Below are 12794 nucleotides of genomic sequence, written 5' to 3'. Positions count from 1 at the left end.
TTGTAGAAGGGCAAACACCGTGCCAAAATGCGATTGCGGCCTATGTGGCTTGCCATTGCCCACGGGGCACATCCTCTCTCATGCAAATATAGTGAAAAAAGCGCAATTTACAACACGCCGAACAAATAAAAAACACAAACAGGGGCAAACTTGCCCACGTCAAGTTTTATTATTATATTTGCACGCAATTACAGAAACAATCAACACAAATGAAAGCAATCAACACAGAAAAAGCACCCAAGGCCATCGGCCCTTACAGTCAAGCCATCGAGGCTAACGGCTTTGTTTTCGCCTCAGGCCAACTCCCCGTAGACGTAACGACGGGCGAATTTGTGCCGGGCGGCGTGAAAGAACAAACGCGCCAATCGCTTACCAATGCGCGAAACGTGCTGCAAGCGGCAGGCGCCGACCTGAACAACGTGGTTAAAACCACCGTTTTCCTTTCGGACATGGCCAACTTCGCCGAGATGAACGAAGTGTATGCCGAGTTTTTCTCGCAGCCTTTCCCTGCCCGTTCGGCCGTGGCCGTGAAGGCATTGCCGAAGGGTGCCTTGGTAGAAGTAGAGTGCATAGCCGCCAAATAAAGGGCAAAACGTAAAAGCGCACACAAACAAAACCTTTCACAACTTACCGCAAAATGACAGCTGTAAACCAAAAAGCCATATATCGGGAACTTACCGACTACGTGATGATTGGCATCGGCATGGCTTTCTATAGCTTGGGTTGGGTGGCCTTTTACCTGCCCAACCACATCACCACAGGTGGCGTGGCCGGCCTTTCGTCCATCATCTTTTGGGGCACGCACACCCCTGTGCAGTTCACCTACTTTGGCATGAACCTGATACTTCTTGCCATTGCCCTGAAAGTTTTGGGCTTTAAGTTTTGCTTGAAAACCATCTACGGCGTAACGATGATGACGATGTTCGTTGGGTTGTTCCGCCAACTCTTCCCCCATCCCACCATCCTTCGCGACGAACCTTTCATGGCCTGCATCATCGGGTCGTGTTTCTGCGGTATCGGTTTGGGCTTTGGGCTGTCTTATCATGGCAGTTCGGGTGGGTCGGACATCGTTGCGGCCATCATCAACAAGTATCGCGACATTTCTCTTGGACGCGTTATCCTGCTGGTAGACATGATTATCGTAAGCCTTAGCTACTTGGTTTTGAAGAGTTGGGAGCAGGTTATCTATGGCTATGTGGGACTTATCGTGGTGTCGTTTGTGCTCGACCAAGTGGTGAATATGGGCAAACGCTCGGTTCAGTTCCTCATCATCTCCGAACGTTACGAAGAGATTTGCCAACGCATAACGAGCACCCCACCCCACCGCGGATGCACCATCATCGATGCCACGGGCTATTATTCGGGTAATCATCTCAAGCTGGTGGTTCTTGTAACCAAACAACGTGAGGCATCGCAAGTGTACAGTATGATTGACGAAATAGACCCGCACGCCTTTGTTACGCAATCGTCGGTGAGCGGCGTTTATGGAAATGGATTTGACAAGTTCAAGGTTAAGCGTAGCAAAAAACGGGTGGACGGTGCGCCAAAGGCTAACGCCACGCCTGCCGTGTAATACAACTGCATTACACAAGCAAGCCACAACGCATAAGCAAAGAAAATGTATCATTTGAGAGATTTCTCACTCACGACGACCGCATTATATAAAAGGTGTGGTGCGCCATGAGTGAAAAATCTCTCAATTTTGTTTGCTGACGAGAGGACGAAGTGACGAGAGGGCTGCCCTGCGACAAAGAAGAAATGCGACAAAGCCTATACAATAAGGCTCCCGAAAAAAAGCGGTTGGTGGCCAACTGCTTAATCTTTACCACGCATTTAAAACGAAATACAAAACGCCGTACCGACACTTAGTTGCAACAGTTTCTTCTTTATGCGCTCGGTAATCACCTCGTTGGGCAGGTTCTTTGCATCGGGAAACTCGTGTTGTTTCCATTCCGAAGGGTTCAACGTCAAGGTAAACGTGTTGAACGAATAATTCAGATTGAGGAACGCGCGCCAGCTGTAAGCCTGCTTGTAGGCCACGGTGAACGACATGCCTGTGCCTAAACGCAGGGCCTTGTTGCCTTGGATGGTGAGGAAGTCCCATTCGGTGGTGTACTTTTGCTGCGTATCGGTGTAACTTTCAGGTGTTCCGCTCTTCACCGTCCCTTCCTTCATGGCGCGCACCGAGATGCCCTTAAAGATATTGCGCCCAACGGTAAACTGTCCGCCCAAAGACATGCGAGGCGCAAAAGGCCATGCCAAATAAAGTCCCAAAGAGGAACAAAGTTCGTTTAGGCCTGTGCGTAAGAAGTCGAACGTAACGCCTTCGGGGAGGTTTGCCGTGGCAGAAGGTCGCCTAAATGGCTTGTCGAGGTGCTTAACATGATGTCCGACCAGTTGCCACGAGGTACCAACACCGATATAGGGATTAAAGAAATAGGCGGCCTCCACGCCCACCATCGCCCCCGTTCCAAATTGCATAAGGAACGGAACATCGCCCAAGGTGGCCTTAAAGCTGTCGGGCGTGCGAAGTCGTTGCTGCCCTAGAATGCCGCTCATGCGAATGGAGAAAAACGAAGGGTGCGTGCTTAGGTCCACCAGGTTGTGCTTTTCGGGAGCAACCAACCCCTTTTTCTTAAACAACAAGTCGCTCAGCGCATAGCCCAACTCGGTAGACATGATGCCGATACCCGCCCCACAAAACACGTCGCTCATCCAATGGCGGTTGTTTAGCATGCGCATCACCCCCGTGGCAGTGGCCAGGCCATATCCCGCAAAGCTGTACCACGGGCTTACCGTGAGCCCATACTCCTTGTGAAGGATGGTTGCAGCCACGAAAGCCGTCGCCGTATGTCCCGAGGGGAACGAGTTACGCGTGCTGTTGTCCGGGCGCATTTGGTTGACGGTGAACTTAATGGTGTTCACGATGGCAGCCATGATGGCAAACGACATGGCACTACTAGCCAAATAACGAACGGCGGAACTTTTGCCCCGAACCCCCATTACCTGCAAGCCCGTGGCTAAGGCAAAGGGTGCGAACTGCACATAATCGTCGACCGAGGACTTGAATTCGGGGACGAACTCTTTGTGCAAGTAGTACACGCGGTGGCGTTCGCCTCTGCCCAACACGCCTGCAAGGATGAGCGGAAGGCCAACATAGGTTAAGCTTCGGTCGAACCGAGGGTAGTCTTGGCGATGCAAGGTCGAGTCCGTAGGGTTTGTTTCGAGTTGCATGGCAGACAGGGGCTGTGCCCAAAGGGTCGAGTCCGCCACCTCGTTCTTTACGCTTACGCTATCTTCGGGCACGCCAACGCGTTCGGCATCGCTGCTTTGGGCGGCGACGTCGAGGGCGAACAACAAAAAGAGGGCTACCAAAACGCATTGGACAATGCGCCAATGCCAAGCAGAGAAAGGCTCCGCTTGCTTGTTTTGCTGTGTTCGGCTATGGTTGTTTACATGTAGAGTTGAACTGTTTTTTGATGTCAGCATAGTGATTACGTGGTGATTGTTGGTACGGCCTTCTCAACCTGTTGCAGGCAAAGTTAGCAAAAAATCCATTATCGGCAAAGCCTTTATTGCAAAAAAATGGCACCAACGAACAAGCCAACGGCTTGCCCTCAACGGGCGCAAGGCACTTTTTTACCAAAAAAGTTCACTACAAGACACATTTTAATATATAAAACATGGAAGTGTCAATTTATTGTGGTAAATTTGCAATTCAATTAGTACGATAAAGTTATATGAGTCTTGACATGCTTACAGCCATCTCGCCTATCGATGGCCGTTATCGCGGTAAAACCGAACCGTTAGCCAACTACTTCTCGGAATATGCCCTTATCCGCTATCGTGTAAGGGTTGAAATAGAATATTTTATCGCCCTTTGCGAGCTGCCTTTGCCGCAATTGGCCGGTGTGGGCAGCGAGCGTTTCGACCAACTACGCGACATATACCGCACTTTCGACGAGGCTAAGGCACAGCGTGTTAAAGACATCGAGAAGGTAACGAACCACGATGTGAAGGCCGTGGAGTATTTCATCAAGGAAGCGTTCGATGCCATTGGCGGTTTAGAACCTTATAAGGAGTTCATCCACTTTGGGCTGACTTCGCAAGACATCAATAACACCAGCGTGCCACTTTCGCTGAAAGAGGCACTCGAAGAATGTTATTACCCATTGTTGGAACAGCTGATTGGACAGTTGAAACAATATGCCGAAACGTGGAAAGACGTGCCCATGCTGGCCAAAACGCACGGCCAGCCTGCATCGCCAACACGTCTTGGCAAAGAGATTGGCGTGTTTGCCTATCGTTTGGAGGAGCAGTTGGTGCAGCTTAAAGCCTGCAAGATGTCGGCTAAGTTTGGCGGAGCCACGGGCAACTACAACGCCCACCACGTGGCATACCCCCAAATAGACTGGCGCGACTTCGGCAACCGATTCGTTAGCGAAAGGCTGGGACTGGTGCGCGAGCAGCTAACCACGCAGATAAGCAACTACGACAACATGGGCGCAGCCTTCGATGCCATGCGCCGCATCAACACAATCGTACTTGATTTGGACCGCGACTTCTGGATGTACATATCTATGGACTACTTCAAACAGAAGATAAAAGCGGGCGAAGTGGGGTCGAGCGCCATGCCACACAAGGTTAATCCCATCGACTTTGAAAACAGCGAAGGCAACCTGGGGTTGGCAAACGCCGTGTTACAGTTCTTGGCACAAAAGCTACCCGTTAGTCGTTTGCAACGCGACCTCACCGATTCTACCGTGCTACGCAACGTGGGCGTGCCTATGGCACATGCGCTCATCGCCTTCCAAAGCACGCTCAAAGGATTAGGAAAGCTCATCCTTAACGAGGAGAAACTGGCCGAAGACTTGGAGAACACATGGGCGGTGGTGGCCGAGGCCATACAAACCATTTTGCGCAGGGAGGCATATCCCAACCCCTACGAGGCGCTGAAAGCCCTAACACGCACGAACGAGAAGATGACGGAGCGCACTATCCACGACTTTGTTAATCAACTGAACGTAAGCCAGGACGTGAAGAAAGAACTGCTCGCGATTAAACCTTGGAACTACACTGGGGTATAAGCAGGGACTGATAGGAAACAAGAGAAATATAAAAGAAAACCAGTTAACTGGCCAACTTGTCTACTGGTTAACTGGCCAACTTGTCAACTCGTCAACTAAGTAACATAAACTAACTAAGCTATAAATTAAAGGAATTAAAAGTAAAGTATTAACGCAACCGTGAGGTTAAAAAAGAATTAAAATTATGGAATCAGAAATGGAAAAGACCCCTCAAGACACGTCGAAAGGACAGCAAGAGGAAAGCCGTGAAGGCTACAACGCAGGTGGAAGCTATTCCCGAACCTATGGAAATGCTGGTGCAAGAACGCAAAGGCCACGAATTCACACCCAACGCGCCTACAGTACCGACCGCAGAAGTAGCGGCGGAGAAGACGAAGGAGCATTCCGCCCCGAAGGATTTGGAGCCAACTTGCAAAGCGGTGCAGCACCCCAACAAAGGCAATATCGCCCTCGTTACAACAACTACAACAACGAAGGTGGCGGCTATCAGCAACGCAGCAGCTACAACAGCAACAACCGCAGCGGATACCAACAACGTCAAGAAGGCGGATACCGTTCGCGTTACAACAATGCACAAGAGGGCGAGGGCGGCTACCAACAGCGCGCCAACTACCAACCTAGGCAAGAGGGCGGCTACCGTCCACGCCAAGAAGGCGGCTACCAAGCCAACCAAGAAGGTGGTTACCAGCAGCGTTCCAACTACCAGCCACGTCAAGAAGGCGGCTATCGTCCACGTTATAACAACGAGGAAGGCGGCTATCAGCAACGCGGCGGCTACCAGCAACGCTCGTACAACAACAATAACAATCGCGGCGGCTATCAACAACGCGGCGGCTATCAGCAACGTGGTGGCTACCAACAAGGCGGTTATCAACAACGCGGCGGCTATCAGCAACGCGGCGGTTACCAACAAGGCAACTATCGCCAACGCACGCCCGACTACGATCCAAATGCAAAATACAGCTTGAAAAAGCGTATAGAATATAAGGAAGAGAACATCGACCCCAACGAGCCACTGCGCTTGAACAAGTTCTTAGCCAACGCCGGCGTGTGCAGCAGGCGCGAAGCCGACCAATTCATACAGTCGGGTATGGTGAAGGTTAACGGCAATGTGGTTACAGAATTGGGTACGAAGGTACTTCGTTCAGACGAGATTATCTTCCACGACCAGCCCGTAACGCTCGAAAAGAAAGTGTACGTGCTGATTAACAAACCCAAGGATTACGTTACAACCAGCGACGACCCACAACAACGCAAGACGGTGATGGACCTCGTTAAGGGCGTTTGCCCTGAGCGCATCTACCCCGTTGGCCGACTCGACCGCAACACTACGGGTGTGTTGCTGCTCACCAACGATGGCGACTTGGCCAGCAAGTTGGCTCATCCCAAGTTCTTGAAGAAGAAGGTGTACCACGTGTTCCTCGACAAGGAAGTTACCGAACACGACTTGCAACAGATTGCAACGGGCGTTACGCTCGACGACGGCGAAGTGCATGCAGATGCCATCGAATATGCCAACGACAAGGACAAGACACAAGTGGGAATTGAAATCCACAGCGGAAAGAACCGCATTGTGCGCCGTATCTTCGAAAGCTTAGGCTATCGCGTGGTGCGCCTTGACCGCGTTCAATTCGCCGGACTCACCAAGAAGAACCTCAAACGAGGCGACTGGCGTTTCCTTACCGAGAAGGAAGTAGACATGCTGAGAATGGGGGCTTTTGAGTAATAAACCTAGAAGTATAAGGAGTTAAGGAGTTAAGGTAGTTAAGGAGTTAAGCCAAATGCTTTTGTAGCGTTAGTGAGAACTCCTTATTACCTAAACTCCTTAACACCCTTAACTCCCAATAAAGAACATCAATGGAAAAAACTCGTAGAACAAAGATTGTAGACGTTCTTCAACGCACAGACTTCGGTTCAGAGGTCAACGTGAAGGGCTGGGTACGAACTCACCGCAGCAGTAAGGTGGTAGATTTCATCGCCTTAAACGACGGTTCTACCATCAACAACGTGCAGGTAGTTGTCGACCCAACGAAGTTCGACACCGAATTACTTAAACAAATAACCACCGGCGCATGCGTAAGCGCAACTGGCAAGCTGGTGGAAAGCCAAGGACAAGGCCAAAACTCGGAAATACAATGCACCGAGTTGCAGCTCTTGGGCGGCTGTGGCAGCGACTATCCCATGCAGAAGAAGGGCCAAACCTTCGAGTATATGCGCCAACACGCACACCTCCGCTTGCGCACCAACACCTTCGGCGCCGTTATGCGCATACGCCACAATATGGCTTTCGCCATTCATCAATACTTTCACGAGCATGGTTTCTTCTACTTCCATACGCCCATCATCACCGCTAGCGATGCAGAAGGGGCAGGCGAGATGTTCCAGGTTACGACCAAAAACCTGAACGACTTGAAGAAAGACGAGGACGGAAAGGTTAACTACAACGACGACTTCTTCGGCAAGATGACTAGCCTTACCGTGAGCGGACAGCTTGAAGGGGAACTTGGAGCAACGGCCTTGGGGCAGATTTACACCTTCGGCCCTACCTTCCGAGCCGAAAACAGCAACACGCCACGCCACCTTGCAGAGTTCTGGATGATTGAGCCCGAAGTGGCTTTTATCGACCTTGACGACTTGATGGACCTCGAAGAAGACTTCATTAAGTATTGTGTGCGTTGGGCATTAGCGCATTGTAAGGACGACCTTGCCTTCCTCAACAAGATGATAGACAACACACTGATTGAACGTTTGCAGGGGGTGGTGAACGAAAACTTCGTTCGGCTAGACTATACCGAGGGCATCAACATCCTCGAAGAGGCCGTAAAAGCCGGCAAGAAGTTCGAGTTCCCCGTTAGCTGGGGCATGGACTTGGCCAGCGAACACGAACGTTTCCTTGTTGAAGAACACTTTAAAAAGCCTGTCATCATGACCCACTATCCCAAGGGCATCAAGGCTTTCTACATGAAATTAGACGAAGACGGCCGCACGGTTCAAGGCACCGACGTGCTGTTCCCGCAAATAGGCGAAATCATTGGCGGTAGTGTTCGCGAAGAGAACTACGACAAGCTGGTGGCTCAAATCGAAGAACGCCACATCCCCATGAAAGACATGTGGTGGTATCTAGATACGCGTCGCTTTGGCTCATGTCCTCACGGAGGTTTCGGTTTAGGTTTCGAAAGGCTCATCCTCTTCGTTACCGGCATGCAAAACATTCGCGACGTCATCCCCTTCCCACGCACACCGAAGTCGGCAGAGTTCTAACATCGCAGCTGCTGTGAAAAGGATAAACCATTCCGCTTACTGATAGAAAGGCAAGAAAGAAACTAGCTCCACGCCCCCAAAAGGGCAGCGCGCAGGCTCTTTCTTGCCTTTGCTTTTTCGCTAACAAACGGTTAAAGAAACAGCCCAACACACCATGACACGCCGTTTTGAGCAAACGGATACCGAACAAACACACTTCGCCCACCGCGCGAATGCACTAAGAAAACAAACCAACAAAACAATAACGATATGAAAACAATTACCTTAATGGCTTTGGCCATGTGCCTAAATCTGCTTTCGGCAATGGCACAAGTAACAGCTAGAATTGAGTATCCGCACCGCGGAGACTATGAAGACCAAGTGGTTGCAACGCTCGGCGAACGTGGACTCATTGTCTATTCGTTTGCCAAAAAGGCCGATAAAGGCAAGCGATACTTCAAAACCGAGTACCTCTCTACCGACCTCAAACCACTGTTTACCGACTCAACGCTGATAGACGACGACTTGTATTTCTACAGTTGCACCTTCAACAACGATGTCAACTACACCGTTTTGCGCGCCCGAAGTGGGGCTTTCTCTGTGTATGCCTTCAACACGAAAGACCACAAGACGAAAGTTACCGACAGCGAATACACACGCAAAGCCAGCATGCGCGACCTTGTTATACACGATGGCAAGCTGGTTTTCAGCTCCACCCAGAAACGTTTGGAGCGCATTGGCATTGTAGACCTCAACACAGGCGAAAGCCGTTTTGCCGACATACACATACCCGGCGTAAGAGATAGAAAGGTGTTTATACTGCAAAACACCATTCTCGACAACATCATCTACGCCGTTGTAAAGGGCGAACGCGAACTTTACTTGGCACGCATAGACTTCAACGGCACGCAGTTGGGCATTACCAACCTCACCACCGACATCGACCAAGATCTGCTTTCGGCATCGCTTTCTAAGGCCAACAACAAGTATTTCATGACAGGAACCTACACCAAGAGCAAGAAAGGCGGCGCGCAAGGCATCTATTTTGCACAGCTGGAAGACTGGCAAATTAAGAAACAGCGGTTCGTTAACTTCCTCGACTTGAAGAATTTCACCGATTATATGAGCAACAGGCGCAAGGCCAGGATAGAACGAAAGAAAGAAAAAGCCGAAAAGGCTGGTAAGGAATACAGCCTGAAATACAACATCGCATCGCACGGCATCATGACCGACGGCAAGGATTACTTTTATCTTGGCGAGGCCTTCTATCCCACTTACGTAACCTATTGGGCCGGGACGGTAATGGTAACCCAATTTAACGGCTACGCCTACACCCACGCCGTGTTGGCCAAGTTCGATGCCGACTGCAACCTACTTTGGGACAATTGCTTTGAAATGCGCCCCCGACAAAAACCCATGTACGTTAAACGCTTTATCTCGGCAGGCATTAAGAAAAACGATGTAGACCTTGTTTATGCCGACGATAAGATGCTCGTTTCTAAGCTCTTCAACAACAAAACGGGCGAAGTGGCACAAGAACGCAAGTCGGAAATGATTGAAACAGACAACGAAGACGAGGATGTTAAGAAGATGAGATACTCTGGAACGTTGCACTGGTACGGCAAAAACTTCATCGTCTACGGCAGGCAAATCATCAAAAACCACAACACCGGCGAACGCCGCAAGGTATTCTCCATTACGAAATACACCATTAAATAAGCACAACAGATGAAAACAACACGCAACACACATGGGCTTGCACGCCTGTTTGCAGCCCTACTCCTTGCCTTTTGCTCGGCAACACCCCTCTTTGCACAAGCATTCGACGGCAGCGACGACAGTAAAATATACCTCGGCTACACCAATGTAGGCGGCAGACACGGAGTTGAAATAGGCTACGAAGAAGGCATCAACGACTTTCTTTCGTATGGCGCGAAGTTCACCACGCTACGCTATAAGGACGACGAAGGCGAGAAAGAGTCTAGGTTTTACGATTTCTCCGACCTCGGCATTTATCTCAACTACCATTTCATGGAAGTGTTAAAGCTACCCGACAACTTCGACATTTACGTAGGCCCGATACTTAGTACCAAAACCATGTCCTTGCAAACGGGCGTGCGCTTTAACTTCGGCGAGGTGTTCGGCGTATACGGCTCGGCGCAATACAACTTCTTCGAGACGATAACCATAGGCAGCAACTTAGGCGTTTACCCCGAAAAGTTCGCTTTCTCGGCAGGTATTACCATCAGTATATAATGGTATAGGCCGCCTAACGGCCGTTAAAACAAAACATTAAGGCGTTGCCTTCCACGCGCATTACGTGGCATAGGCAACGCCTTTTCTTATTGTACTACCAACCGAAGGCTATCCACTTTAAGTCTTGCACGCAACCATTGGTGCAATCGTTTCTTATCCGTTGGCGGCAGTTTTCCTTTGCAGTCAACAACAGCCATTACATATTGCGTTGTGGCCGTTGTGTCAACGCGGGCCTCGGCAACGTTTGCCAGACTGATACTCGTAGCTTGCGGACAAACGGCTTGTATCTCCGTACGCATGTCGCTGGCCAAGCGCGGCAGGCGTTCGTACTTTTGGTTCTTGGCTTTCAGGGCCTCAATTTGGTCTGCCTGCTCCAAAAGTTTCGTGTTCTTTGCCTGCGATGCACCACCGTTTACGTTGAGCATCTGGCTCAACATCAGGCTATCAGTCTGCATTCCCTGTATCACGTTCAGCTTAAACTGCTCCAACTTATACTCCTCCATACGCCTTCGGGCATCGGTTATTTCGCCCTCAGTAAGGCGTTTTCCCACGGTTATGATGTTCAGCGAACTGCTCTTATCGTCTATCTTGTGCGAGATAATCTGTGCGCCCTTCGTCTCAAACTCGTTCTTCACGAATTTCAAGATGGCGTTTTCCTGCACACTCTCGCGCACAATTTGCACGGTCATGTAGGCAGCGGGCAGCATTGTAAGCACCACAGCACCTATCATATAGCGGTTAACAACGGCCAAGCGCGCTGCATCCACACTGTCCTTACGTTTAAAACGCAACATCCGCACCCCCAAGAACGTGGCTAGGGCGATGAAAACCGTGTTGATGAAGAACAGGTAAAACGCCCCGAAGAAATACGAAAGGTTGCCAACGGCCAGTCCATAACCTGCCGTACACAGCGGGGGCATCAAGGCTGTGGCGATGGCAACGCCTGGCAGTACGTTGCCTTTACCCTTTGTACAAAGTGCCAAAATACCTGCCGCACCGCCGAAGAGGGCGATGAGCACATCGTAAAGCGTGGGCGACGTACGGGCAAGAAGTTCAGATTGTGCCTCGGTTAGCGGCGTAATGATGAAATAAAGCATGGCCGTAATCACACTGATAACCGTTGCCACGAGGTAATGTGTGGCCGAACGTTTAAGCAACTCCAAGTCGGTAATGCCCACTGCCAACCCCATGCCAATGATGGGGCCCATCAATGGCGAGATAAGCATGGCACCGATTATCACGGCCGTGGAGTTAACATTCAGTCCCAACGATGCAATAAGGATGGCAAAGATTAGCACCCAGAGGTTTGCACCGTGGAAAGTAACGCCGCTGCTTATCTGTTTGATGGTTTCTTTCTCGTTCTCTTTGTCGGGCAGGGCGTTGAAATAGCCTTTCACCACCTGCCAAAGTGTATGCTCACTGCTTGTCATATTTCTGTTATTTAGCTGCAAAATTACGCGTTTAAGCTGACATTCGCAAATAGAGTGCGTGTTGACTTTGAATATTTCTACAAATGGAGAGGTTTTAAGATCGTTATAATGCCAACACAAAACAAGCACCTTTCTCACATACAAAGTGCAGCACAAACAAACTCACTGGGTTATGAACGCACGAAAAAGTAACAACTCAGCAACACATCAACGCACAAACTTACAACCTCAAAAAACTCAAAAACTCAAAAATTTACCAACTCAACAACTTACCAACACATCAACTCACCAACTTACAAACTCAAAAAATCACAAACTTATAAACTCACCAACGCATCAACACATCAACTCACGAACTTACAAACTCAAAAACTCAAAAACTCAAATCGTTATTTTTTATTTTACAACTCCGCGCAAATTTTCTCTCCGTTCTAGCGAAAATATGGGTCAAAAAGTAGGTAAAACGTCACTATTTCTAACCTTTCACGTCTTTCAGTTTGTCTGTTTTTAAGAACACAACCTGCATTTAGCACCATTTTGCCCCTCTAGATTGGTTGCCAACTCATTATTATTAACGCCCAAAAACACGCTTTTTACCCCTAAAACCCCACTTTTTAATGGTCATTTTGCCCTTTCGGGCCATGTATTTCATGGTTCAGAAAGGTTATATTTATACCATTGCAGCGTGTTTTTACGCTTTTCGTCTGCCATTTAGCACCATTTTTCACCGCATTTAGCGGCATTTTGCCTTGCATTTAGCACCAAAACACACTGCATTTAG

At 49.5% G+C, this 12794-nt stretch carries 9 protein-coding genes; 7 read left to right on the top strand and 2 right to left on the bottom strand.

The genetic code is table 11. The annotated features are described in order from the left end of the window. Positions 1 to 209: 209 nt before the first annotated feature. Both HMPREF2955_RS01885 and HMPREF2955_RS01880 read left to right on the top strand, forming a co-directional pair. A complete protein-coding gene (locus HMPREF2955_RS01885) occupies positions 210 to 584 on the top strand; it encodes a RidA family protein (protein WP_019188290.1) in 375 nt (124 codons plus the stop codon). A 53-nt stretch (positions 585 to 637) separates the two neighbouring features. Next, complete coding sequence (locus HMPREF2955_RS01880; RefSeq protein WP_009230979.1) at positions 638 to 1573, top strand: YitT family protein; 936 nt, start codon at positions 638 to 640, stop codon at positions 1571 to 1573. 260 nt (positions 1574 to 1833) lie between these two features. Here the strand turns inward: HMPREF2955_RS01880 and HMPREF2955_RS01875 are convergent, their stop codons facing one another. Continuing rightward, complete coding sequence (locus HMPREF2955_RS01875; protein WP_246830039.1) at positions 1834 to 3489, bottom strand: phosphatase PAP2 family protein; 1656 nt, start codon at positions 3487 to 3489, stop codon at positions 1834 to 1836. Positions 3490 to 3740: 251 nt separating this feature from the next. On the opposite strand from HMPREF2955_RS01875, the gene purB reads away from it, so the two are divergent. From purB to HMPREF2955_RS01850, 5 genes are all read left to right on the top strand, one after another. Then, positions 3741 to 5087 carry an adenylosuccinate lyase gene (purB, locus tag HMPREF2955_RS01870; RefSeq protein ID WP_070720349.1) on the top strand — a complete coding sequence of 449 codons (1347 nt, stop codon included), beginning with the start codon at positions 3741 to 3743 and terminating at the stop codon, positions 5085 to 5087. Positions 5088 to 5271: 184 nt separating this feature from the next. Further along, positions 5272 to 6813: a pseudouridine synthase gene (locus HMPREF2955_RS01865; protein ID WP_070720348.1), complete on the top strand. Its 1542-nt coding sequence runs from the start codon at positions 5272 to 5274 to the stop codon at positions 6811 to 6813. A 131-nt stretch (positions 6814 to 6944) separates the two neighbouring features. Further along, entirely contained in the window at positions 6945 to 8348 is a 1404-nt protein-coding gene (asnS, locus tag HMPREF2955_RS01860) for an asparagine--tRNA ligase (protein ID WP_070720345.1), read from the top strand. A 249-nt stretch (positions 8349 to 8597) separates the two neighbouring features. Continuing rightward, positions 8598 to 10046 (top strand): hypothetical protein, encoded by a 1449-nt coding sequence (locus tag HMPREF2955_RS01855; RefSeq protein ID WP_070720344.1) that lies wholly within the window; start codon positions 8598 to 8600, stop codon positions 10044 to 10046. Between the two features lie 9 nt (positions 10047 to 10055). After that, complete coding sequence (locus HMPREF2955_RS01850; RefSeq protein WP_070720342.1) at positions 10056 to 10583, top strand: DUF6646 family protein; 528 nt, start codon at positions 10056 to 10058, stop codon at positions 10581 to 10583. 86 nt (positions 10584 to 10669) lie between these two features. Here the strand turns inward: HMPREF2955_RS01850 and HMPREF2955_RS01845 are convergent, their stop codons facing one another. Further along, positions 10670 to 12013, bottom strand: a complete 1344-nt coding sequence (locus tag HMPREF2955_RS01845; protein ID WP_070720340.1) for a TIGR00341 family protein — start codon at positions 12011 to 12013, stop codon at positions 10670 to 10672. Between the last annotated feature and the right edge of the window lie 781 nt (positions 12014 to 12794).

The organism is Prevotella sp. HMSC073D09 (genome assembly GCF_001814145.1).
GTDB lineage: Bacteria > Bacteroidota > Bacteroidia > Bacteroidales > Bacteroidaceae > Prevotella > Prevotella conceptionensis.
The sequence above is the reverse complement of the archived record's forward strand: the minus strand, read 5'-3'. Positions and strand labels throughout refer to the sequence as shown.

Coding starts and splice junctions, on each gene's coding strand:
- HMPREF2955_RS01880 (WP_009230979.1), top strand. CDS start 638: ATGACAGCTGTAAACCAAAAAGCCATATATCGGGAACTTACCGACTAC.
- purB (WP_070720349.1), top strand. CDS start 3,741: ATGAGTCTTGACATGCTTACAGCCATCTCGCCTATCGATGGCCGTTAT.
- HMPREF2955_RS01875 (WP_246830039.1), bottom strand. CDS start 3,489: ATGCTGACATCAAAAAACAGTTCAACTCTACATGTAAACAACCATAGC.
- asnS (WP_070720345.1), top strand. CDS start 6,945: ATGGAAAAAACTCGTAGAACAAAGATTGTAGACGTTCTTCAACGCACA.
- HMPREF2955_RS01885 (WP_019188290.1), top strand. CDS start 210: ATGAAAGCAATCAACACAGAAAAAGCACCCAAGGCCATCGGCCCTTAC.
- HMPREF2955_RS01845 (WP_070720340.1), bottom strand. CDS start 12,013: ATGACAAGCAGTGAGCATACACTTTGGCAGGTGGTGAAAGGCTATTTC.
- HMPREF2955_RS01865 (WP_070720348.1), top strand. CDS start 5,272: ATGGAATCAGAAATGGAAAAGACCCCTCAAGACACGTCGAAAGGACAG.
- HMPREF2955_RS01855 (WP_070720344.1), top strand. CDS start 8,598: ATGAAAACAATTACCTTAATGGCTTTGGCCATGTGCCTAAATCTGCTT.
- HMPREF2955_RS01850 (WP_070720342.1), top strand. CDS start 10,056: ATGAAAACAACACGCAACACACATGGGCTTGCACGCCTGTTTGCAGCC.